At 65.3% G+C, this 22,718-nt stretch carries 20 protein-coding genes; 7 read left to right on the forward strand and 13 right to left on the reverse strand.

Translation table 11 applies throughout. The features are described 5' to 3' along the window. The first annotated feature begins 35 nt into the window (after positions 1–35). Genes IPP90_15710 through IPP90_15725 form a run of 4 tightly spaced genes read left to right on the forward strand, consistent with a single transcriptional unit; the run spans position 36 to position 3,532 of the window. Positions 36–416, forward strand: coding sequence for an FAD binding domain-containing protein (locus IPP90_15710; protein ID MBL0172136.1), 381 nt, complete (start codon positions 36–38; stop codon positions 414–416). Then, entirely contained in the window at positions 395–877 is a 483-nt protein-coding gene (locus IPP90_15715; GenBank protein MBL0172137.1) for an FAD binding domain-containing protein, read from the forward strand. Before IPP90_15710 ends, IPP90_15715 begins: the two co-directional genes overlap by 22 nt. Then, positions 874–1,332: a (2Fe-2S)-binding protein gene (locus IPP90_15720; GenBank protein MBL0172138.1), complete on the forward strand. Its 459-nt coding sequence runs from the start codon at positions 874–876 to the stop codon at positions 1,330–1,332. Before IPP90_15715 ends, IPP90_15720 begins: the two co-directional genes overlap by 4 nt. Further along, a complete protein-coding gene (locus IPP90_15725; protein MBL0172139.1) occupies positions 1,325–3,532 on the forward strand; it encodes a molybdopterin-dependent oxidoreductase in 2,208 nt (735 codons plus the stop codon). Before IPP90_15720 ends, IPP90_15725 begins: the two co-directional genes overlap by 8 nt. Here the strand turns inward: IPP90_15725 and IPP90_15730 are convergent. The 6 genes from IPP90_15730 to IPP90_15755 all read right to left on the reverse strand — a co-directional run bounded on the left by IPP90_15730 (position 3,519) and on the right by IPP90_15755 (position 9,792). After that, positions 3,519–5,084, reverse strand: a complete 1,566-nt coding sequence (locus tag IPP90_15730; protein MBL0172140.1) for a cytochrome P450 — start codon at positions 5,082–5,084, stop codon at positions 3,519–3,521. The genes IPP90_15725 and IPP90_15730 overlap by 14 nt on opposite strands. Next, positions 5,081–5,794 carry a cytochrome P450 gene (locus IPP90_15735; protein ID MBL0172141.1) on the reverse strand — a complete coding sequence of 238 codons (714 nt, stop codon included), beginning with the start codon at positions 5,792–5,794 and terminating at the stop codon, positions 5,081–5,083. The genes IPP90_15730 and IPP90_15735 overlap by 4 nt, the downstream gene beginning before the upstream one ends. Next, positions 5,778–6,653: a cytochrome P450 gene (locus IPP90_15740; GenBank protein ID MBL0172142.1), complete on the reverse strand. Its 876-nt coding sequence runs from the start codon at positions 6,651–6,653 to the stop codon at positions 5,778–5,780. The genes IPP90_15735 and IPP90_15740 overlap by 17 nt, the downstream gene beginning before the upstream one ends. Then, complete coding sequence (locus IPP90_15745) at positions 6,650–8,212, reverse strand: cytochrome P450 (GenBank protein MBL0172143.1); 1,563 nt, start codon at positions 8,210–8,212, stop codon at positions 6,650–6,652. Before IPP90_15745 ends, IPP90_15740 begins: the two co-directional genes overlap by 4 nt. 96 nt (positions 8,213–8,308) lie before the next feature. After that, the gene (locus tag IPP90_15750) at positions 8,309–8,740 is read right to left on the reverse strand and encodes a hypothetical protein (protein ID MBL0172144.1); all 432 of its coding nucleotides are present in this window, start codon (positions 8,738–8,740) and stop codon (positions 8,309–8,311) included. Further along, a complete protein-coding gene (locus tag IPP90_15755) occupies positions 8,737–9,792 on the reverse strand; it encodes a hypothetical protein (protein ID MBL0172145.1) in 1,056 nt (351 codons plus the stop codon). Before IPP90_15755 ends, IPP90_15750 begins: the two co-directional genes overlap by 4 nt. 133 nt (positions 9,793–9,925) lie before the next feature. Between IPP90_15755 and IPP90_15760 the strand changes: the two genes are divergently transcribed. Beyond that, complete coding sequence (locus tag IPP90_15760; protein MBL0172146.1) at positions 9,926–10,894, forward strand: hypothetical protein; 969 nt, start codon at positions 9,926–9,928, stop codon at positions 10,892–10,894. Between the two features lie 17 nt (positions 10,895–10,911). On the opposite strand, the gene IPP90_15765 is transcribed toward IPP90_15760, so the two are convergent. Continuing rightward, a complete protein-coding gene (locus IPP90_15765; GenBank protein ID MBL0172147.1) occupies positions 10,912–11,910 on the reverse strand; it encodes a hypothetical protein in 999 nt (332 codons plus the stop codon). 125 nt (positions 11,911–12,035) lie between these two features. Here IPP90_15765 and IPP90_15770 point away from each other — a divergent pair, with 125 nt between their 5' ends. Continuing rightward, positions 12,036–13,529, forward strand: coding sequence for an oligosaccharide flippase family protein (locus tag IPP90_15770; GenBank protein MBL0172148.1), 1,494 nt, complete (start codon positions 12,036–12,038; stop codon positions 13,527–13,529). An 18-nt stretch (positions 13,530–13,547) separates the two neighbouring features. Here the strand turns inward: IPP90_15770 and IPP90_15775 are convergent, their stop codons facing one another. From IPP90_15775 to IPP90_15790, 4 genes are all read right to left on the reverse strand, one after another. Beyond that, the gene (locus tag IPP90_15775; protein MBL0172149.1) at positions 13,548–14,621 is read right to left on the reverse strand and encodes a 6-bladed beta-propeller; all 1,074 of its coding nucleotides are present in this window, start codon (positions 14,619–14,621) and stop codon (positions 13,548–13,550) included. 117 nt (positions 14,622–14,738) lie between these two features. Beyond that, on the reverse strand, positions 14,739–15,272 hold the full coding sequence (locus IPP90_15780; GenBank protein MBL0172150.1) for a GNAT family N-acetyltransferase: 534 nt from the start codon (positions 15,270–15,272) through the stop codon (positions 14,739–14,741). Continuing rightward, positions 15,269–16,501 carry an aminoacetone oxidase family FAD-binding enzyme gene (locus IPP90_15785; protein ID MBL0172151.1) on the reverse strand — a complete coding sequence of 411 codons (1,233 nt, stop codon included), beginning with the start codon at positions 16,499–16,501 and terminating at the stop codon, positions 15,269–15,271. Before IPP90_15785 ends, IPP90_15780 begins: the two co-directional genes overlap by 4 nt. Positions 16,502–16,589: 88 nt before the next feature. Then, positions 16,590–18,485, reverse strand: a complete 1,896-nt coding sequence (locus IPP90_15790) for an Ig domain-containing protein (GenBank protein ID MBL0172152.1) — start codon at positions 18,483–18,485, stop codon at positions 16,590–16,592. Positions 18,486–18,616: 131 nt separating this feature from the next. Here IPP90_15790 and IPP90_15795 point away from each other — a divergent pair, with 131 nt between their 5' ends. Next, positions 18,617–19,687, forward strand: coding sequence for an NADH:flavin oxidoreductase/NADH oxidase (locus IPP90_15795; protein ID MBL0172153.1), 1,071 nt, complete (start codon positions 18,617–18,619; stop codon positions 19,685–19,687). A 69-nt stretch (positions 19,688–19,756) separates the two neighbouring features. On the opposite strand, the gene IPP90_15800 is transcribed toward IPP90_15795, so the two are convergent. Together IPP90_15800 and IPP90_15805 are read right to left on the reverse strand one after the other, a co-directional pair. Further along, a complete protein-coding gene (locus IPP90_15800) occupies positions 19,757–21,223 on the reverse strand; it encodes an amidohydrolase (GenBank protein ID MBL0172154.1) in 1,467 nt (488 codons plus the stop codon). 155 nt (positions 21,224–21,378) lie between these two features. Then, the gene (locus tag IPP90_15805) at positions 21,379–22,698 is read right to left on the reverse strand and encodes a M20/M25/M40 family metallo-hydrolase (GenBank protein ID MBL0172155.1); all 1,320 of its coding nucleotides are present in this window, start codon (positions 22,696–22,698) and stop codon (positions 21,379–21,381) included. Positions 22,699–22,718: the final 20 nt, after the last annotated feature.

The following is a 22,718-nucleotide window of genomic DNA, read 5'->3' on the forward strand; positions in this document are numbered from 1 at the left end:
CGTTCGCTTCCACCAAAGAGAGAAACGTTCGTCGCATGTCGGACCTGCCCATCCTGTCGTACTGTCGACCCGGAAGCGTCGAGGGGGTGCTGCACGCGTTGCAGCGTCGAGGGGCGCGCATCTATGCCGGCGGCACCGACCTGCTGGTTGCACTGCGTCAGCGACACGCCTCGGTGCGCACGGTCCGGGTACTGGTCGACATCAAGGGTGTTGGCGACGCCAGGGCATCACCGACGTCGGTGCGGAAATCCGGATCGGGTCGCTCACCACGGCGACTGAGCTCATCGCGAATCCCGTGGCCAAGCGACACGCCCGGGCGTTGGTTGAAGCGGCCGCGGAAACCTCCGCACCGCAGTTGCGCGCGCGCGGCACTGTTGGCGGTAATCTGTCCTCGGTGCATCCGGCGGCCGACCTGACGACTGCGCTGCTGGCACTCAGTGCCTCGGTTGAACTGGTCACGGCGAGTCCAGGCGCCACCATTCGTCTGGTGCCCCTGGCGGAACTGTTGGCGCGCCGCGGCGCGCGCGCCAATGGCAGGACATTCATCGTGGCCGTTCGTGTGCCCAAGTGCGGACACAGTGCGTTTGAGAAGTTGGGCACGAGGCATGCGTTCAGTCGGTCCGTCGTTGCGGTGGCAGTGGCCATTCGCGACGGCTTGCACTGTGTGTCGATTGGCGGTATCGGTGCGCGCCCGTTTATCGCGGGACGCGTCTCCACGTCGCTGGATGCCCGTGTGGCCATTGCGTCGGCCCTTGACGCCGAGTGCCGCGTCGTCGCCATACCCGGGAGTACGAACGCCCATCGGGATCTTGCCGAGGCGCTCATCGATCGCGCGCGCCGGCGAGCGTCGCGGGCACGGACACGAGGTGAGGCGTGAAGGTCTCACTTCAGGTGAATGACGAACTTGTCTCCAGGGAGATCGAACCCGGCACCACACTGCTGGAGATGCTGCGATCCGAATGCCAGTTGACGGGCACGAAGGACGGGTGCGCGGTGGGTGAATGCGGCGCATGCACCGTCCTGCTGGATGACCAGCTGGTTCCCAGCTGCCTCGTGCTCGCCGTGGAAGCGCAGGGACGACGGGTGACCACCATCGAATCCCGCAGCGATGAGCGGATTGAGCGCATGCGCGCGTCGTTCCTCGAATCGGGCGCCTTTCAATGCGGCTTCTGCACGCCTGGCATGATCATCGCCGCGAGTCGGATCCGGGCGGGCGCCAGCCCTTCGGCGATTCGCGCGGCATTGGCTGGCAACATCTGTCGATGCACCGGATACACCAAGATTGTGCAGGCCGTGCAGCGCGCCCACGAGAGACGCAAACACCGTGGCTAAGCCGTCTCGCCTGGGCAGCATTGGGCAACGCGTCCAACGGGCCGATGGCCCCGCGAAGGTTGCGGGAGCGGCCGTGTATCCGCAGGACCTCCCGGTTCCGCGCGACTGCCTGCATGTCGCCACCGTACGTGCGGATGTGGCCTGCGGAATGCTCACGCGAATCGACGCGAGTCGCGCACTGACCTATCCCGGTGTGCGGCGCGTGCTCACGGCCGCCGATGTCCGCGGTACCAATCGGTTCGGGCTGATTCATGCCGACCAGCCCGTGCTGGTGGAATCGCGCATCTGCGGCGCCTCTGATGTGGTGGCGCTGGTGGTGGCAGACACGGAGCGGGCGGCGCGTGAAGGCGCGCGGCGTGTAAGGCTGTCCATATCACCCGTGGTCGGTCTCTTCGACCCGTCGATGGCGCTCCACGCGGACGCTCCTGTTGTCCATGCCGATCATCGCGCGCATGTGCGACATCCCAACCTGGTGGCGGAACGGGCGATTCGGCGCGGCCTGGTGGCGCGCGCGTTTGCGCGCGCTGCCGTGGTGATCGTCGGCGACTATGACACCGGGTTCGTTGAACATGCGTTCCTCGCGCCGGAAGCGGGTGTCGCCTACCACGATGCTGATGGACGCCTGACGATCCATGTGGCGACGCAATGGCCCGAGGCCGATTTGCGGCAGGCGGCGGTGGCGCTCGGGGAACCCCGCGAACGATTGCGGCTCGTGCAGGAAACGATTGGCGGCGCGTTTGGCGGGCGGGAAGACGTTTCGTTGCAGATTCTCCTGCTGCTGGCCGCGCGCGAAATGGCGCGCCCGGTCCGCATGGTGTGGGATCGCGCGGAATCCACCCGCGGGCATGGCAAGCGCCATCCGTTTCGCATCCACCACGAGCTGGCCGCCGATCACACGGGTCGTCTGCTCGCGGCCCGTGTCGATGTGCTCATAGACGCCGGATGCTACGCCAGCACCTCCGCGCAACTGCTCGACAACGCCCTGGTGCATGTGTGCGGGCCGTACGACATCGCAGCGGTCGCGTTGAGCGGGCGGGCGGTGTACACGAACAACCCGTTCACCTGTGCGTTTCGCGGATTCGGCGCCAATCAGGTTGCGTTCGCGATGGAGCAGCAGATGAACAAGCTCGCTCACGCGCTGACCCTCGATCCGGGCGAACTACGCCGGCGAAACCACGTGCGAGCGCCGGGCACGTTCGGAGCGGGCTCGACGCTGGCCAGCAGCGCCGGATTGCCAAAGGCGCTGACGGTGGCCCGGCAACGGGCGCGGGCTCTCAAACTCCCGTCGGCGACGAACACGGTGAAGTTCGGACGCGGGCTGGCAAGTGCCATGAAGAACATCGGATTCGGGTTCGGATTCGACGATCATGCCACTGCGGTGGTGCACGTCATGCGTGACCGTGCGACCGTGCGGGTGGGCGCAGCCGAGGTGGGACAGGGAGTGGCCACCGTACTGGCGCAGATTGCCGGCGCAACGCTGGGCCTGCCTGTTGATCGCATTCGGGTAGAGTGGCAGGATACCGACGTGGCGCCCGATGCGGGCAGCAGTTCCGCGTCCCGCCAGACCATCGCGTCCGGGAATGCCGTGTTACGCGCCTGCGAGCGCGCGCGCCGTTCGATGTCGGCACGGGGCGGCCTGGCCGCGCTCCCGAGTGAAGGTCTTACCGCGCGAGCAACCTTCCGATTCCCGAAGACCCGGGCGCTGGGCGTGGGGCGCGCCCGACATGTGGCGCTTTTCGGGTGGAGCACCTGCATTGTGGATGTCGCGGTCGACGTCGACACGGGACAGGTCTCGGTGGTGCGTGTGGTGAATGCCGTTGACGCCGGGCGAGTGATCAACCCCGTGCAATTTGAAGGGCAGGTGGAAGGCGGTGTGGTGATGGGACAGGGCTACGCGTTGCAGGAGCGCTGCCGCGTAGAGCGCGGGATGCCGGTAGCGACCGGATTCGAGGGGTGCGGTGTGCCGACGTCGGTGGATGCGGTGCCGGTCATCGAGATCATCGCAGTAGAGGATCGCGCGATGTCGGGGCCATTTGGGGCGCGGGGGATTGGGGAAATCACCATGATCCCGATAGTTCCCGCCATCACGGCCGCCATTCATGATGCCTGCGGTGTGTGGATCGATACGCTGCCGGCATCACCGGAGCGTATTCGCGAGGCGCTGGCCGCACAGCGCAACCGAGCGCCTACGAGTGGGTAGCAGGCGCGCGGTCGTGACGCGCGAGTGCGACGCGGAATGATCGGTTGGGACGCCAATGGCTCCAGTGACGATTGCCGGCGCGTTCAACCGGACCGTCCGACACGGTGCGCCCGTCAAAATCCAACGCCAGCACTACCACCAGTGTGCGCGCGATCATGACCGCCAGCCCCGCGCCGAAGCAGGAGTGCGTTCCGTCGCTGAAGGGACAGTACTCCGACTTCTCGTACTGACGACCGTCAAATCGTTCCGGACTGAAGGTCTTCGGATCCGGGAAGACGGCCGCATTGTCGTGGCATTCGCGCACGCAAATGCGCAGCAGCCAACCCTTCGGAATACGGAACCCGCCAATTGACAGCTCCTCAATCACCTCACGATAGAAGTACTCGCTCTGATGCATGCGCAGCGTCTCATTCACGAAATTCGTGGCCAACGCCTCGACGCGTGAACGGCCGGCGGTATCCGGGCGGGCCGCCGCTCGCAGCAGGAGCGCGGTACCGGGATGGTCGAAATACTCCTTGAGAATCCATCCCAGTAGGCCGTGCACATTGCTGCGGGTGACATGGACCATCAGCACCAGGTTCCCCAGCAGGATCTCGTCATCCAGATGGGCCGGATCCGCGCGCAGGATTTCACTCAACACCGATCGCGCCGGCTGGTGGCCGTCCCGCAGCTGGATGCGGATGGTGTCGCCAACCTCGTAGAAGCAGCGAGTCAATCGGCTGAACGTGGCCACACGTTGTTCCGGCCGCCGTTCGGCAAATGCCCGCGGCGACCCGAGCGCGTTGAACAGCTGCTGCATCTCATCCAGTCGCGCATCGTCGATGGGAATGCCGAACATGACGCGCAGCATGCTCACCACGGCAATGCGCGCCAGGAAGTCCTGCGGATCGACTCCTTGCCCCTGGTCCTGTGCCATCATCGCATCGAGTTGTTCACGCATCACCACCGCCACCCCGTCACGGCACTCGGCCACCACGCGACCACTCAGCGCGGTGCGCAAGATGCCGCGATACCGCGCATGCTGCTCGTCGTGCATGAACTCGATGTAGTTCCCCGGCGACAAGCGACCGAACGGCAGACTCGGTGGAGCAAGTCGCTGTGCCTGCGTGGTCAACACCGCAAGTCCGATCGGCAGGTCGACGACACACACCACCGGTCGATGGAACTGCGCCATCTTGAAGACGGGTCCGAATTGCCTGGCCGCCCGGGCATAGAAGTCCTCCTGCGCAATCGCGTCCAGCGAGGTGGCAAGACTCAATGATCCGGGTGGAAGCTTGCGGTGCATGCCATAGCCAGGACGCGCCCGCAGGAAGACCATCACCATGCAGACCGCGGCCGCGACCGGAACGATCCAGCGCGCACGCTCCGACAGCGACTCGCTCCAGCGAACCAGCGCCATCGCGGCCCCAATGCCGGCCACCATCACCAGCGCCAGCCACGGTCGCGCTTCCACCTCGTCGCGCACGGGGCGCTTGAGTATGACGCGAATGGCCGGGACCGCGGCCACCAGCAACAGCAACCACCGGATGGCCGTGTCGGCCGTGAGGTTCACGCCGGCATACCGGAGGGAGACTGCATGCCGGTACCCTTCCCGCGCGATGTCACCGTGACGTGCAGTTGCAGGCTTGGGCGCCAGAGCCCCCAATGTCTGTTGATGCGCCACGCAGCACCATCCCGCACGACCGCCATGTCGTAGCCAAGCGCCGCTTCCCGGACAAACGTCTTGGCGATTTCGACGGCGATATCCGCGCCGAGACAGGCGTGTTGGCCCGCGCCGAATGGACAGAAAGACTCATGATCGTATTCCCCAGTGACAAATCGCTCGGGCCGGAACTCTCTCGGCGACGGGAACCGCACAGGATGTTCGTGCGCCTCGCCCAGACACAGACGCACCAGCCAACCGGCCGGCACCATGTACGGTCCGATACGCAGATCGCGTGCGGCGACGCGATAGACATAGCGATTCTCATGCAGGCGAATCGTTTCGAGCACGAAACTGGTGGCCAGTGCGTCCAGCCGCGCCGGGTCGCCTTCGGTGGCGCGCAGTTGCATGGCCCACCGCGGGTCTTCCGCCAGACGCTTGACCAGCCAGCGCAGCAGGCCGCGCACCATGATACTGCCTTCCTTCACCATGAGAATCAGGTTGCCGATGACCGTCTCATCGGGTGCCTCCGTTGGGTGCGCCCGCACAATGGCGGACAGGACCGAGTGATCGTGCGCGTTTTCGAGCGACGACCCGCGGGCATCATCCGCCAAGGGCACGGATGGCGGTGTACAGCGCCTCGTAGGTCTGCTGCGTGACGCGGGGCGTGGGCAGGAACAACTCCACCGGGCGCAGCAACTGAATGAAGAGCGACTCGAGCTCGGCGCTGGAATCGCTGTCACGCGACACGCCAAGGACGCCTTGAATGAGACTGGTCATTGTCACCGGCAACAGGAACGGCTCCGGGTGGACGCCCGCCGAGCCGGACTGTCGGGCCATCTCCGCAAGCTGTCGACTGGCGGCGAGCCTGATGGTGGGCTGGCATTCCGCCAGCATGGCATTCGTGAACCCCGCCGCCAATATGCCACGGTACTTTGCGTGCACGTCACCGTTCATGTACTCGACATATCCGCCGGGGACGAGACGGTTGAACGACCAGTCTGACTGGCCCAGGGCGTCATCGTCCCGATGCAGGAGCTGCTGCGCGATCGTCATGTCGGTGACACACACAACGGGACGATGGATCTGCCGCATCTTGAACACCGGGCCCCATTGCCGCTCGGCGCGCGCGTAGAAGTCGTGGTCGCCAATGGCGTCCAGCGACGTCGCCAATCCGAGTGAACCGGGCGGGAGTCCGCGCGACATGCCATAGCTGGCGCGCGCGTGGAATGCGACGACCAGTGCGCCGATCACTACGATCACCACAAGGCTGCGCCGGAAGATATCCGAGTGGAGACTCACCCGGACGACCACCGCCAGTACCAACACGGCCGCGCCGACCGCGAACACGCCCAGCGCGGGATGTGCACGGAATTCGCGCCGCACGGGTTCCTTGAGCAGCACGCGCATCACCGGCGCCGCCGCGACCACCAGCGCGAGCACTTCCAGCCACAGTTCCATGTTCGAGATGATGTTCATCGACCGAACGCGTCGGCATGGTGCTCCGACCCGAGCGGCGTGACCACGATCTGTCGTTTGGCACTGGGTCGCCAGTGATGACGATGTCGAGTCCCGCGCTCGAGCGGACCATCGCGCACCACGCGCCAGGAATATCCGTGGCAGAGTTCTTCAACGAGAATGCGGCCGAGGAAGTGCACCAGTGGAACACCCAGGCAGCCGTGCCCGTCGGCGCCAAACGGGGAGAACTCGCTGCGGCCGAATGCGCGTCCAATGAAACGGTCAGGATCGAAGCGGTCGGGATTCGGGAAGATGGCTGGGTCCCGGTGACTCTCGGCGATGCACAGTCGCAGCAGCCACCCGGCGGGAATCGTATAGCCTTCAAACGCAATCGGGCGAACGATGCGGCGATACAGGAACTCACTCTGTTCCATACGCACGGTTTCGAGCACCACCCGCGCACCGATATCGGAAGGCTGCGCGCCCTTTGGCGCACCCGTCGCGCGAAGTGCCGCGCGCACCGTAACCTGCCACTCCGGATGCTCAGTCAACTCATACAGCACCCAGTCCAGCAGTGCCGTGGCATCTCCGACGCCCAGGCGGAAGATGAAGAAGAGGTTCCGGATCCTGGTTTCGTTGTCCAGCGCCGTCGGATCCGCCGCCAGGAGAGCACCCAGGGCAGAACCGGACGATATCTCGCGACCATTCGCGAGATCCTCACGCACCTTGTTGCGAAGAATGTCCGTCGCGCTGACAAACGCGCCTTCCATTTGCCGGCGCCATGCACGTCCACCGGATCGGTCAAGCACCAGGGCGCGGTGGGCCCGTTCCAATTCGAGGACGCGCGGGTCGGACGGTTCAATCCCGAAGAACACTTTTGCCAGCGACCGCAGCACCCACTGACTGATGTACTCCCGCGCCCGCACACCACCGTCAGCATGCCGGGAATCCTCAGCCAGCGTGGACAACATGGTGCGACACGCCGCGCGCACCGCGTCTTCGTTGGGTTCGAGTTCGAGTGTGGAGAATGCATTGCGGAACAGCGGCCCTTCCTGTTTGTGATCGTCGCCGGACATGTAGCGAAGCGACCCCTTGGGCACAAATCGGTTGTACGGCAGCGACGCGCCGGCCAGCGCCTCCGGATGCGAATGCAACAGGTCGCGGATATGGGTGAGGCCAACCACGCACAGGACCGGACGACCGAACTGGCTCATCTTGAAGACCGGTCCGTGGAGGCGGGCCTGATTCCCGTAGTAGTCACGATCATCAATCGCATCGAGCGAGGCGTTGATGCCTAGCGAGCCGGGCGGCCAATGTCGCGCCTGTCCGTACGATGGTCGCGCACGCCACCAGGCCATTGCCCATCCCGCCAGCGAGACCACCGCCGCGACGTGCAGTGCGACGGGCCAGCGCAACACCACGGCAACGGCGGCCATGCCAGTCAGGATTGCGACGCCCCCACCGGCCAGTGCCAGGTGCGGCAGCGCCACCATGTCGCGACGGAACGGCGGCTTGAGGCCGATCCGTACCAGTTGGCCGGCGGCGACTACGACGAGGGCAATTTCGAAGAGACGGAGCATGTTCACGGTAGCGGTGAAGCTATGCCGCCGGCCCCATCCTCACCACCAGCGCACGCGACGCATCTGCGGTCCGTGCGCGTGGCTGGCGCCCTCAGCTCACTTCATGTTGCGGATGGCATTCATCGCGATATCGTGTCGTGCCTTGGATGTGTTGGACAGCGTCTGCAACTTGCGACCCTCGCTTTCGAATGTGGTCTGGAGGCGGACAATGTCCGCCGCCGGTACGCCGTGCTGGCGTTTGCCGGTGGCCATACCACTGCCGCGCTCCCGCGCGGTCAGCACGCGATCATACGCGCTCTTGATCCACGCCGAGTGCGACGTGTATTCCACGCGGTCCCGATCGTTCAGTCCTGCTGGCGCCGGTGCGTCTATCAGCTTCTTGAGGGTGGCAAGCACTTCGTCCGGAGACATGGCAGCCGACGTCGCAACGCGCGGTGCGACCGGCGTCGCGACTTGCGCGCGAAGGTGCAACGGCGTGACCGACAGGACCGCAGCGGCGAACGCGAAACGCACTGTGACGAATCTCATGTGCTCTCCAGAAAGGGGATCGCCGCGCGCGGCGCGGACACTGACGGGACACGCGACCGAAGCCGGGCGGCCCACGCCACCAGGGCATCGTAATAGTCCAGATAGAACACCGGGGCGGACGTTCCGTCCGGCGGCAGGTCCGGCCGTTCGCCGCCCAGAATATCCGCTGCGGCCTTCAACCGCGCGACAACACTGTGCGTACCCGACTCGAGAAATCCCGGTCCACGCACCCGCTCGCCGCCCGCGTACCGTCGCGCTGCCGCCACCCACGTGAGCGGCGAGGGCACCTGGAAACCCGCCGCCTCAAGTGCGCTCCCATGCGTGCGCCACAACCACGGGCTCTGCGTATGCAGCAACAGGTCGAGTACCTCGACGGTCATCGCCTCGGCTCGCGACGTTGTGCGAATGGCATCTATCGACGGCACCACCTGGAGCCCTGGGAGTTCGAGCACATGCGACAGCCAGGGTGCCGGCGGCCGAACCAGCGCTTGCGCCCGCGCGGCGTACTCGCAACAGTCCGCCAGCAGACTGCCGTTCCGGGCGTCGGTGCGCCGAGGGTCCATCCGCTGCGATGTCTCGCGACGACTCCGGAGCGGCTCCCCCCACCGACCTTCCAGCACGCCCAGCGCATTGGCCATCTCCAGCGCGAACTTTCGCAGATTGCGGCGATTCCCCTGACGAATCGCCGTCGGGATGAAGTGCTCGAACCAGAAGACCAGGCGCCGCGCCGTCTCCAACGGTGGAATCGGTCGCGCTGGAATGGCCGGTGGCGGCCCGTACACGGTGACCGCGAAACGTCGATCGAGCGACGCCCGATACGGATCGGTGACCGCGAACTCGTCGAGATCGGCCTGCGTGAACAGTTGGCACTCGCCAAGTCTCGGGAACGCCAGACGCGCCAATCGGTAGCGCCGCCGCAACGTCTCGATCTCGACGCCGGACGCCGGATCGATGACCATGGCCAGATCCAGATCGCTGAGCGGAAAGACCGCTTCACCTGCCGCCACACTCCGCCGGATGTAAATCGTTCGCACAATCGGCGAGGCCAGCACAGTCCGACCGAGAACTCGGCCGGCCCATTGGTAGATCGCGGTTGACGGTGAGTCGTGTAGCAGCGATACCTCCAGAACTCAGAAGCGACGGTCGATGACGTTCGGCGACCACTGAACCCATACGCGGCTCCACGTGATCCCGAAAGTCCGATTCGAGCAGTTCATCGACTACCCCGCCCAGCGCAGCGGGTGGGCCTATGCCCAGCGATCACTGGCGCCGCTCCTCACTGACGCCCCGGACGCCATCGTGCTCGACACGATGATCGAACGCAATTTTGCCCGGGAGCTTGATCTTGCCACCAGCGAAGGGCGGATCCCCTACTGCCAGCCGTGGGCGGGCTTCATCCATGCACCACCGGATGTACCCCGTTGGCAGGACACCAGCAAGTCGCTTCGACACATCGCCACGCTCGACCAGTGGCGGGACAGCCTCCCTTCATGTCGCGGATTGATCACGCTGTCGCGGGATTTGCGCGACTGGGTACGTGCACAGGTGCCCGATGTTCCCGTGCTGGCCCTGCACCATCCCACGGAATTTCCGGCACGCACCTTCGATTTCGACACCTATGTGCGCCACGGACAACCGGTGGTACAGGTGGGGTGGTGGTTGCGACGTCTGGCCTCCATCCACTTTCTGCCCCTGCCGAAAGCGCGCAAGCATTTGTTGATCCCGGTCGGTACGGACCGCATGCCGCGTTTCCTCAACGCGCTCGAATCGGAGCGACAGCATACCGACGCGCCAGCCTTCGAGCAGTGGCACACCAATGTCCTGCCGCGTCACCACAACGCCGACTATGACGCGCTGCTGGCGCGGAGCGTCGTTTTTCTCGACCTGCACGCGGCGGTGGCCAATAACGCCGTGATCGAATGCATCGTGCGACGCACGCCCGTGCTCATCAATCGACTGCCGGGCGCCATGGAGTACCTCGGCGTGGACTATCCCCTCTTTTTTGACAGCCTCGATGAGGCCGCGGTCAAGGCCACCGATCCCGCGCAGGTCCGCGCCGCACACGAGTATCTCGCCGCCAAGGACATCTCGTTTCTTTCGGGTGAGACGTTTTGCCGGGAATTCGCGGACTCCGCGCTGTATCAGTCCTGGTAGCACCACGTCGCGCGTGCCTAGTGAGACCGCATGTACTCCAACAGGCAGCGCGTGTTTTCCTGTTGATCGCGGCCCAGATGCAGGTGCATCACGCGCGAACGACTCAGCAGCCGCTGTGACGCGCGCAGTCGCGACCAGGCGATGGCGGCCTGACCGGCGATCTGCGCGGTACTCTTCTGCAGGAAGAACTCGAGCCCCTGAAAGAGGCCCATGCCGATCACGCAATTGGCCACCATGGCGCGCAGGCCGTCGAGGTGCGACGCCGGGACAATCTCACACGTGCGAGAAAGACTGCGACTGCCGAGAAAGACGAAAGCGGGATCGGCAGCCCCGGATACGCGATCGGCGAAATAGCGGTAGTCGATCAGCACCTTCGGGCCGAACTCCATGCGCTGGATGGTCCGACGATACTCCGCCGGAACGATCTCCTCGGATCCGGGGAGCAGACCGATGCGCGTCGGGAACCCGTGCAACTGGCCTCGGCGATCGATGTACGGCGAGTCATCCGAGAGCAGTTTGACGTCCGGATCGGCCAGCAGATTCGAACCCAGCGTGCTCTTGCCACCCCCCATGGGCAGCAGTACCAGCGCGGCGCGGTTGTCCAGACTGATGCACAACGCGTGCACGCGATGCAGGTGACGGCGGTCGAGGGCTTCGCCGATCTGGGCCAGCAAAAACAAGTAGCAGGCTTCGTACTGCAGGTCCACGCTGCGGGTGATGATCTCGAAATCGCCAGTGGGACGATGGTGAACACCCAGCCCACGCCCGTGATAGTCGGCGCACGTGACGTCGACGTCGCGATACGAGGCGTTCCGCGGCGTGTACACGGTGGCGCACAGCGGCGGCAAGCGGTCATAGTCCGGATCCTCGTTGCGGATACGGATGTTCACCGGCCGACCGCGTGGCGGGCGTGTGACCGCGAAGTACTCGAAGTCGGACGCGAGGTTGCGCGCGGGCTCGGGCGAGTCGCTTTCGATGCGGAATTCGTAGCCGTAGACATCAAAAAGCCGTGACACCAGAGACCCTGCGACTGTAGGTTGAGCAACGTACGCGCCGTAGAAGGTGGCGATCCACCCACCCATTCTCCAGTTCCACGAGCCATTTGACGGAAATCGGCGACCTTCAGGTCGGGAGCAGCGATGTGGGTCGGCGTGCCGTGCACTCGGGCGCCGTTCAGATCGTGGCGCAGGCCATGCTGCTGGTCATGTCGCTCGTTTCGGGGCTGGCATTGGCGCGATTGCTGGCACCGGAGGACTTTGGCGTGATGGCCATGGCGAGCACGCTGACCGCCTTCGTGGCCACGTTCCGCGGGTTCGGTATTTCGATGGCGCTGGTGCAGGCCAAGGAGGTATCGGAAGACGATCTGCATCAGCTGTTTCGCGTCGGGCTCCGGTACGCGCTCTGGCTGGGCGCGGGGATGCTGGTGGCGGCGCCGGCGCTCGCACTGATGTACGAAGAACCGCGTCTGACCGCCGTGATCGTGGCGGTCACCGCCAGCTCGGTGGCGATGTCGCTGGCCGAGTTGCCCGAAGCCCTCGCCATCCGCGCCATGCGATTTGCCGCTCTGCGCCGTGTCGAGGTGGGCAGTGTCGCCGCAGGCATGGCCGTCGCGCTGGTGACGGCCTGGTTGGGGGCGGGCTACTGGGCACTGGTGGCGCAGAGTGCCACCACGGGGCTGGTGCGCGCCTTCAGTGCCTGGCAACTGGTGGCATGGCGACCGCGGCGACGTGTCGCGCACGTCGAAACGGCCGGTCCGCACTCGGCGGCCACGCACTCCATGCTGGCGTTTGCGCGTCGCTACGCAACGACCAATCTGGCCACCTTCGCAGCGGTGAATATCGACCGCGTGACGATCGGCATCAGCAGCGGCACCTATGCCATGGGGCTGTACGATCTCGCCTACCGCTGGGGCCACTATCCGGTGTGGCAGCTGTACGCACCACTGCTGAACGTGGCCGTGGCAGGGCTCTCACGCTCGCGCGAGAACGAACGGCTGTATCGCCACTACTGGCGCACCGCGCTGCTGTTGATCCTGTCCGTCATGCTGCCGGCGCTGTCGTTCTTCGTGGTGGAGCCGGGTGCCACTATTCTGACGCTGCTGGGTTCGGGCTGGACGGAAACCATTGAAGTATTCCGATACGTCACGATTGGCGGCATCGCGCTGGCCTTGAGCCGGCACACGCGCTGGTTGTTTCTTTCAGAAGGGCGAACCCGTGAGCAGTTGCGCATGAGCCTCGTACAACTGGCCGTGATGGCCTGCGCTGTCGCCATCGGCGCGCAGTGGAAGCTGGTCGGCGTCGCGGTAGCCTACGCTGTAGCGCGATGGCTGTTGCTGGTGCCGGAACTGACACTCGCGTTCGGGCAATCCCCGATTACGTGGCACGACTACCGCAAGGTGGTCTGGCGTCCGGCGTGTGCGAGTGTCGTCGCTGGTGTGGGGCTCTTTGGCGTGGCGGCATCGCTTCCGGAAACCGCAGGACCGCGGCTCGCGGTCAGCGCGCTGTTCTACACTACAGCGTACGCTGTGACATGGCTCGCACTTCCCGGCGGACGGACGGCGCTGCGCGAATTGCTCGGGGTCGCGCGCCGGATGCGCAGCGTTTCCGGCACTGTCGCCCAGCAGGATGCCGCGTGATTCGCCGGTATGCCTGGATCAGGGATGCAGCGTGAGTTTCTGCACACGCCAGTTCAGGATCTCCGCCACCCACAACTCGTTCTCCGACGGGCAGGCAATCTCGTGGATCCATCCGAACTGCTTCGCCTGCTTCCCCGCCTCACCCAGCACACCCAGCACCTTGCCATCGAGGGTGAGCTTGTAGATGCGGCCCGGCACGGCATCGGACACGTACAGGTACTGCGTGCTCCCAGGTGTGATGCACATGGCCCATGGCGCACCGGAAACGGCCAGCGTGTTGGCACCCGCAGGCCCGGCACCGACCATGACATTCGGTTCTTTCGTGAAGGGCACGTCGATGGTCATGATCCGCAGCGGGTTGCCGTCGGCGTCGAACACCTGAATGCGACGATTGGTGCGATCCCCGATGTAGATGTTGCCCTTGGCGTCGTTGGCGATGGTGTGCAGGATGTTGAACTGCCCCGGCGCCGAGCCTCGCGAACCCCAGGTCTTCATCCAGCGTCCGTTCTTGTCCACCTTCACGACGCGTGAATTGCCGTAGCCATCGGCGATGAAGATGTTGCCGGCCAGATCCCACGCCACGTCGGCTGGTCGATTGAACGTGCCCCAACCGGCGCGTGGCTCGGTGCCGGGCGGGAGCGCCACTTCCTGCTCCACCGCTTCCGGTCGCCGCCCCAACACCATCGTGACGCGGCCGGCCGGGTTGAACTTGACGATCATGTTCGTCCCTTCGTCCGTCGCCCAGATGTTGTCGTCCTTGTCGATGCGCACCGTGTGGGCAAAGGAAAAGCCGTAGAGGTCCTTGCCGATCTCGCGCAGATAACTGCCGGTCGCGTCAAACTCGAAGAGCTGCGAGGCCGACGCGCCGTGCACGGTGGAGCGCACGCCGGTGCGCGTGAACACGAATACATGCCGTTTGGAATTCAATGCGATGCCGACGACTTCGCCGAAATGCACCGTCGGCGGCAGCTTGAGCGGTTCGACATTGGCGTCGAACCGGATCTCCGGCACTGCGGACTGCGCCGCTGCCACATGGACCACAGCGAATGGCACAACTAGCGCGGTGAGCGCGGCAGCGGCAATCCGATTCATCGACATCTCTCCAGCGGTAAGGTCGGCACGTCTGCTCGCGCACATCGCGCGGCCCCATAGGCTGCGACACCCTCGTCAATTCCGCAAGCACGGCGCGCATCAACGCTCACGCCAGCGTCAGGCCAGCGACCGACCCATGCGCACGAAGGCCACCGCCCGTCCATCCGGCAGCTCATGCCTAACCGGCTCCAGCACCGAATAGCCCAGCGCCCGATACAGGGGTTCGCCCGGCAGCGTAGCCATCAACTCGGCCCGCCGAAATCCCGCCGCCACGGCGGCGGTCTCGCAGTGCACCAGCAACCGCCGTCCCAAACCCTGCCGTGCCACCGACGGATGCACGAAAAACGCGCGTATGCGGGCCGCCTCCGTGGTCGGATCCAGTCGCAGGTCGGTGTTCGATTTGGCCTGGTCGCCACCAAACAGCGTGCAGCGGGCACTCCAGCCACCGCAGGCCACGGGCGTGCCCTCCTGCTCGATCACGAAGTACGTGCCGTCATGAATGAGCTGCGTATCCACACCAAACACGTGGGTGATGAGCGCCTCGATTTCGTCAGGGCGGTAGAATCCGCGACTCAGTGCGTCGGCCGACTCGACAATGAGCGTGTTGAGCGCCGGTACATCATCGAGCTGCGCCAGCCGGATGTCGCTCACGGCGTCGGGCGCACGTCCGCGGCGCCGATGCCTGCCGCACGTCCCGTTGCCCACGCCCACAGGAAGTTGTAGCCCCCGATCGGACCAAACGCATCAAGCACTTCGCCACAGAGGAAGAGTCCAGGGTGTCGGCGGCTTTCCATCGTACGTGGATTCACTTCGCTCAACGCCACGCCCCCGCCGGTCACCTCGGCCTTCTTGTAGCCTTCGTCACCGTGCCACGGCAGATCGCCGCGAACCAGCGTGTTGACAAGCGCCCGTCGCTCTTCGCGCCGTAGCTCCGACAACGGGCGCGTGACGTCCACCCCGGCCTGGGCCAGTAACGCCGCCGCCAACCTGTCCGGGAGCACGGCACGCAATGCGCCGGTGACCGTGCGGGCGCCATGCGGCTTGAGCGCCACTTCCCACGCTGCTTCATCCAACGATGTCCACTGCACCTGTACCGTGGCCGTTGATCCTTCGGCACGCGCGCGCACCACCACGTGGGAGACATCCAGCACCGCCGGACCGCTGTATCCATGGTGCGTGAACAGGAATCCGCCGGTGGCGTGGGCCTGTCGTGCATCGCTGCGCGCAGTCAGCGAGACCGTGAGCGACACACCGGAGAGTTCATTGAACGCCGCGTGCTGCGTGGTGAGCGGTGTGAGCGCCGCGTACGTGGGATGCATGTCGTGGCCCAACGCCGCCAGCATGTCCAGGCCGGCACCATCGCTTCCCGTGGTCGGCACTGACAAGCCACCGGTCGCGACAATCACCGCGTCACAGAGCAGCGGCACGTCATTGTCGATGGAGACCGCCCATCCGCCGGCCGTCGGCGCCACGGCCGTCACGCGCGTCTCCATGCGCATCTCCACGCCCTGCGCCCGCGCATGCGATAGCAACGCGTCGCGCACATCGCGGGCCCGGTGTGAGGCGGGGAAGACCTTTGCCGACTCCACTTCGTCGACCAGCGGGATGCCCAGCGTCTCCTCGAAGAACGTCCGCTGCTGCGCCAGCGGCCAGGCGCGCACCATCTTGCGCAGCACATTGGGCGACGAATCGGTGACGAAACGCGATTCGTCCACGCGCAGCGGCAGCACATTGCATCGTCCGCCGCCGCTGATGAGGATCTTCCGCCCGCCGTCGCGCGTGCGCTCCACCAGCACCGTGTCCGCGCCCGCAGTGGCCGCAAAAATCGCCGCCATCGAGCCGGCGGCGCCGGCACCAATCACCACCACACGTTTCGTCATCCCTACAACATAGGGCCTCGAATGCGCCACCGGCGTCGCAGGGCGAGTTTGCCCCGCGACGCCGGTGGAACACTCCCCCGCGCAACCGCTATTCGATGACCGCGATCGTAAAGCGCTGATCCAAATTGAGCGCCGCGCCTGCCGTCACACACATCACGCGCGCCACAAGGTCTGCACCCGTGCGGGTGACCGTGAGGACGGAGCAGTGACTGTTGGAACTGGTACCACCGTACGACGAGACAATGACCGATACGGGCACCGAGGCCGAACCGGCGAGCCCTGGGAATGTCACGTCATGTATACCCAGGCCGACCTTGGCGAGCGTGACCGCTGCACCCGTACTCCAGGAATACCCGGTCGTGGGATTTGTGGCCCCGGCAGGGTCATTCACCCAGGCCACGGCGAACCGCTTGCCCACGCGACCACCGTCAATCACCAGCGTGCCAAAGCGTTCGTTCACCAAGGCTCCGGTTTGGTCATAGCAATAGACACCAGCCGAAAATACGCTTGAGGACCAACCGCCGTCGGCGCACCACGTGCCGGGCGCCGTCCCCCAGGACTGCGAAAAGTGATTCTCGGGGTTGTCAGGACCGACGCGCCCCAGCGCCAGAAACTTGACGGTGTACGCGCCCGCTGTGGCGCTGCCTTCCACCGTGATGTTGGCGTCCGTGCCGCGCGACGTATAGGTGAATGGCGAGGTGGGCGAGAACGGTGAGGCCGCGATGGCGGCGGTTGGCGTTGCCAGAAAACCGGCGCGCGCCGAGAACACGCCAGCACCGAACGCCACGAATGAGAACGGCGAATCAGTGGCCGCACCGGTGTTCACCGACCCGCAGATCACCTTGAGCAGCAACGCCCCGTTGGCAACGTTGGTTGGCGTGCCATTCGGATGACACTGGGCAAACGACCCGCGGGCATTCACGTACACAAAGCGCTGCGTGGCGTTGCCCGCCGCCATGCCGGGAATCGTCACCTCGTAGCTGCCGGTGGCGACTTTGGCCACCGTGGGCGCGTCGCCGGCGCCCGTGTACGCCTCCGTGGCCGGATATGGCGCCGACGGAGTGCCATTATTGGCGACCCCATACGCGAGATAGACGGGCACCGTCACGGTGATGGCCGAGGTCGCTGAAACGCCTTCGACGGTGGCGGTGATGGTCACCGGCCCCCCGGGCGCTACCGCCGTCACCCGACCACTCGCCACGCTGGCGACCGCTGAGTTTGACGACGTCCACGTGATGGTGCGGCCCGTCAGGACATTGTTGGCTCCGTCGCGCGCCGTGGCTACAAGATCCACGCCTTGCGTTGGTACCAGACTCGCCGTGGCAGGACTCAGGCTCACAGTGGCGACGGGGACAGGATTGATGATGACCGCGGCAGTGCCGGCGACACCACCAATCGTTGCGGTGATCGTCACCGGTCCGCCTGGCGTCACGCCAGTCACCACACCAGCCGCCACCGTGGCGATCGCGTTGTTCGACGATCCCCACGTCACCGCACGCCCTGTGAGTACACCACCCGCCGCATCGCGCGCCGTGGCGACCAGCGTCGTGGTCTGCCCGGCGATAATGGTCGCCGTGGTTGGCGCCAAGGTGACTGTCGCCACAGGCACTGGCACCACGGTTATCGACACCGTGCCCGACTGCCCGTTGGTGGCGGCGCGTATCACAATGGGTCCGCCAGGCGCCACGCCCGTAATCCGTCCATCAGACGCAACCGACGCGATCGAGGCGTCGTCGGTGGTCCAGGTCAGCGTGGGCGTCGGCGAGCAGTTCTGCGCCGTATACGCGGCGGCCGCCTGTGTCGATTGCCCCACCGTCAGCGTCGTGCTCGGCGCACTGACGCTGATGGCACTGACCGTGCACACCGGCGTCACGTCGGTGCCGCCACCACTGCACGCGGCAATCGCCACGACGCCAAAGCTGGCGGCAACCGCGCGCCACCGAACAGGGAATTCCGGGCGGGACGTACGATCGCGTGAGGGCATTGGCATGGGAGAAGAGGGATATTCTGCGGCGAACCGGGACCACCAAGCATACTTGTAGTAGACTTTCATAGTGCGGTGAAATCACCGAAATGTCCATTTTCCCACCAGCACCAACCATCACCGTGCGCCCCATGTCTTCGCTCTTCTCGCCGTTCACGCTCCGGTCGCTCACGTTGCGCAACCGCGTCGGCGTCTCACCGATGTGTCAGTACTCCAGTGCCGACGGTCTGGCCAACGACTGGCACTTCGTGCATCTGGGCGGTCTGGCCACTGGTGGGGCCGGACTGGTGTTCACCGAGGCCGCAGCCGTCACGGCCGAGGGACGCATCAGTCCGCACGATCTCGGCATCTGGGATGACATGCACATCCCGATGCTGCGTCGAATCACCGACTTTGTGCGCGCGCAGGGCGCGGCCGCCGGCATTCAACTGGCGCACGCCGGGCGCAAAGGCAGCACCGGTCGTCCCTGGGAAGGCCGGGGGGCGGTGCTGCCGGGGGATGGCGGATGGGACGATGTGCTGGCGCCCAGTGCCATTCCCTACTCGGACACGTATCCACGTCCGCACGCGCTGACCCTTGAAGGCATTGCGCGCGTTGTCGCGGCGTTTCGCGCGGCGGCACAGCGTGCGCTGATGGCCGGGTTTCAAGTGGCAGAGATTCACGCCGCCCACGGATACCTGCTGCACGAGTTTCTCTCTCCGCTGTCCAATCATCGCACCGATGACTACGGCGGATCGTTGGCCAATCGCACACGGTTGACGCTGGAGGTCGCGTCGGTGGTTCGAAAAGCGTGGCCCGATGAGCTCCCCGTGTTCGTACGCATCTCCGCCACCGATTGGGCCGAAGGCGGGTGGAACATCGATGAATCCGTGCAACTCGCCATGCAACTCAAGGCGCTCGGCATTGACGTCATCGATTGCTCGTCGGGCGGGCTGGTGTCGCACCAACAGCTGGTGATTGGCCCGGGCTATCAGGTGCCGTTCGCCAGGCGCATTCGCGCCGACGCCGGCGTGGCCACTGCGGCGGTGGGACTGATCACCGAACCGGCGCACGCCGCGCGTATCGTGGATGACGGCGATGCCGACATGGTGCTGATGGCGCGCGAACTGTTGCGCAATCCCCGGTGGCCGTTGATGGCCGCCCATGCGCTGGGAGCGCCCATCACCTGGCCGCCGCAATACGAACGGGCACAACTGCGTTAGTGCGGTGTCTCCACGGAATCCTGACATGTTCGCTGAGGCACCACCCGGTCGCAGCACACCGGACTATCGCTACGGCACTATTTTCGGCACCACCGCTGGCACTTTCGGATACGTGATGCCCAGCTGCTCGAGATACGTGCTGAACTTCGTCGGATCGTAGTAGTACTTCCGCATCTCGTCGCGGTATCTGGCCATCTTCTCGGCGTTCAGCCATATGGCCGGCTGGTCACTGGCCGACATCAGCGGATAATACTTCACCGTCTTCGTCTGCACGTCGGTGAAGTACGTCTTGGCGTCGCTCACGAGTTGCTGTTGCATCATCAGGTCCAGCAGCGTCATCGCCTGCACTTTCGCTCCGGCCACCACGCCCTTGTGCGCAATCGGCGTGGCCATTGCAATACCATCGGCCCAATTGTGCCCCGGCGTACCGGGAATGTTGGCCGGATAGTACAGTGTCACCGACGGCACACTCCAGGTGATGTCGCCGATGTCATCACTGCCGGTGCCGGTACTCGCTTTCGCCGCTTCCTCCGGCGTGCGCAGCGGAGGCACCGTCGTGTGCAGTCCGCTGTCGGGCTGACTGATCAGCTTCTGCACGGCCTTGGCCATGGTCTGGTCCTTCTCATCCCAGACCGGCATGCCCACGCGCGCGGCGTTCGCGTGCATGGCGGTGGCAATGGGCTTGTTGAAGTGCGGCCGCCAGGCAGATCCGATCACCATCGCCGTATCAAGCTCCGTAAACGTCGCCATCGCCGACGCCCGGGCCATCTGCTTCGCGTCATTGAACATCTTGGTCACGCGCTCGGGGTCGCGTTCACGAAAGAAGAACCAGATGGCCGCTGTACTGGGCACGACATTGGGCTGGTCGCCACCGTCGGTGATGACATAGTGTGACCGTTGCGACAGTTCCATGTGCTCGCGGTGAAACTCCCACGCGTTGGCCATGTTCAACACGGCGTCAAGCGCGCTCCGGCCGCGCCACGGGGCGCCTGCCGCGTGCGCGCTCTGCCCCTTGAACTTGAACAACGCCGAGATGAGCGTGAGCGCCGGCTCGTCGCCCCAGGAGATGCCGAACTCGTCGCTCACGTGCGCAAACAGATTCGCGTCGACATCCTTGAACACCCCAGCGCGCACGAGGTACGCTTTGCTGGCCAGCTGTTCCTCGGCCACGCCGGGCCACAGCATGATCGTACCGGACATCTTTTCGCGCACCATGATGTCCTTCACCGCCAGCGCCGCGACAATGTTGAGCGGGACGCCACTGTTGTGGCCTTCACCGTGACCCGGCGCGCCCGTCACCACCCAATCGCGTTGCGCGGTGCCGGGCTTCTGTCCGGCTTGCGGGATGCCGTCAATGTCGGAGCCCAGCGCGATAACCGGCTTGCCGCTTCCCCACTTGGCCACCCACGCCGTCGGAATGCCGGCCACACCGCGTTCCACGGTGAATCCGTTCTTCTCCAGCATGCCGGCGAGATACTTCGAGGTCTCGATCTCTTGCATGCCCAGCTCGCCGAACGAATACACCTGATCGACCATCTGTTGGGCAAGCTTGGCCTTGCCGTCGATGGCCCGAGCCAGTTCCGCCTTGAGGCGGTCAATGCGTGGGTCGGTGGTCGCCTGCGCGCCCAGGAGCGCGGGAACGAGGCAACCCGCAATAAGGCAGCGCGCGAGAGTATGCACGATCGAGGGGGTCAGGGAACCAGCGCTTTCATCTGCGAGAGACGATACATCGTGACCGCGGCACGCTTGGCGCGCACCGACAGCGATCGGAGGTCGGCCGTTTCCTGCGGCGAATGATCGTCATGGCCCGCCAATCCCACGCCATCGATGATCATGGGCACGATGCCGGCCACGAATGACACATCGGCGGCACCGGCCTTGGAGGGATCCACGGGATTGACCGGACCCAGTCCGAGATCGCGACTGGCCTGGTCGTGCAACGCCAGCAGTCGCTTGTTGCCGTCGGTGGGCGCCATCGGCGGATAGCCGTCATCGAATGTGATGGTGGCCGTGGTGTGTCCGAGATGCGCGGCGACGATTTCGCGCATGGTGGCTTTCGTGCGCGCCAGCTGCTCCGGCGACAGCGTGCGCAAATCGCCTTGCACCTTCATGCGTTCGGCCACGATGTTGCTCTTTCCCTCGGCTGTTCCCGTGTTGGCTTCCGCATCGAGCGTCACCCGCGCACCACCCACCGCGACGCCCGGATTGAAGGCGAGATACGCCTCTTTCGACAGCCGCGTGCGGAATGCGTCAAGAATGCGGGCGGTTTCGAAGATTGCACCGAACCCGATGCTGTCCTTGAAAATCTGCGACGAGTGCGCGGCTTCGCCGGTGACATCGAGCTGCCATGACGCCGCCCCGCGGCGCGCCACGACGCCCGTACCGAGAATGCCGGCGCCATCTTCGAAGCCGATTGCCGCGGCTGCCCCTCGCGCCGCGTCCATCAACGCGCGCCGCGCCTCGGTGATGGGTTCGCCGGCGTTCTCCTCGTCGCCGTTCATGACAATCGTGACGTTGAGTGCGTCCAGCGTTCCTGCGTCTTTCAACGCCTCGAGCGCCAGGATCATGATCACGTCGCCGCCCTTCATGTCGATGATGCCGGGGCCACGCGCGGTGGAGTCGGCCAACCGCTCCATCTTCTGAAACGGACTGGTCGGCTCGAATACCGTGTCGATATGGCCCACCAGCAGCAGCTTGGGACCGGGGCCCGGATGTTCGGCCACCAGATGACCGGCGCGACCAAACGACGTGCCGTCCACCCAACGCGTGCGGAAGCCCAGCGAGTCGAGACGCACGCGCAGCATGGCGCCGACCTGTCGGACGCCGGCAAGGTTCATGGTGCCGCTGTTGGTGTTCACGAGGCGTTCCAGCAGGGCGATCGCCTCGGCCGTCCGACGATCGACGGCGCGGGCGATGGCCCGCTCTACCGGTTTGAGCGAATCGACCGGCGGTTTCAGCGTGTGAAGCGGCGCGTGCCACAGCGCGGCGGCAATCAGCGTAGTGAGAAGCATCTGGAGAATGTAGGGCCCGG

Source organism: Gemmatimonadaceae bacterium, from assembly GCA_016720905.1.
In the GTDB taxonomy this organism is placed as follows: Bacteria; Gemmatimonadota; Gemmatimonadetes; order Gemmatimonadales; family Gemmatimonadaceae; genus Gemmatimonas.

What these genes read in the sequence shown, in the direction of transcription:
- IPP90_15745 (MBL0172143.1), bottom strand. Translation starts at nt 8,212, where the DNA reads ATGCTCCGTCTCTTCGAAATTGCCCTCGTCGTAGTCGCCGCCGGCCAA.
- IPP90_15800 (MBL0172154.1), bottom strand. Translation starts at nt 21,223, where the DNA reads ATGGTCGATCAGGTGTATTCGTTCGGCGAGCTGGGCATGCAAGAGATC.
- IPP90_15805 (MBL0172155.1), bottom strand. Translation starts at nt 22,698, where the DNA reads ATGCTTCTCACTACGCTGATTGCCGCCGCGCTGTGGCACGCGCCGCTT.
- IPP90_15740 (MBL0172142.1), bottom strand. Translation starts at nt 6,653, where the DNA reads ATGAACATCATCTCGAACATGGAACTGTGGCTGGAAGTGCTCGCGCTG.
- IPP90_15790 (MBL0172152.1), bottom strand. Translation starts at nt 18,485, where the DNA reads ATGCCCTCACGCGATCGTACGTCCCGCCCGGAATTCCCTGTTCGGTGG.
- IPP90_15775 (MBL0172149.1), bottom strand. Translation starts at nt 14,621, where the DNA reads ATGAATCGGATTGCCGCTGCCGCGCTCACCGCGCTAGTTGTGCCATTC.
- IPP90_15795 (MBL0172153.1), top strand. Translation starts at nt 18,617, where the DNA reads ATGTCTTCGCTCTTCTCGCCGTTCACGCTCCGGTCGCTCACGTTGCGC.
- IPP90_15710 (MBL0172136.1), top strand. Translation starts at nt 36, where the DNA reads ATGTCGGACCTGCCCATCCTGTCGTACTGTCGACCCGGAAGCGTCGAG.
- IPP90_15785 (MBL0172151.1), bottom strand. Translation starts at nt 16,501, where the DNA reads ATGACGAAACGTGTGGTGGTGATTGGTGCCGGCGCCGCCGGCTCGATG.
- IPP90_15750 (MBL0172144.1), bottom strand. Translation starts at nt 8,740, where the DNA reads ATGAGATTCGTCACAGTGCGTTTCGCGTTCGCCGCTGCGGTCCTGTCG.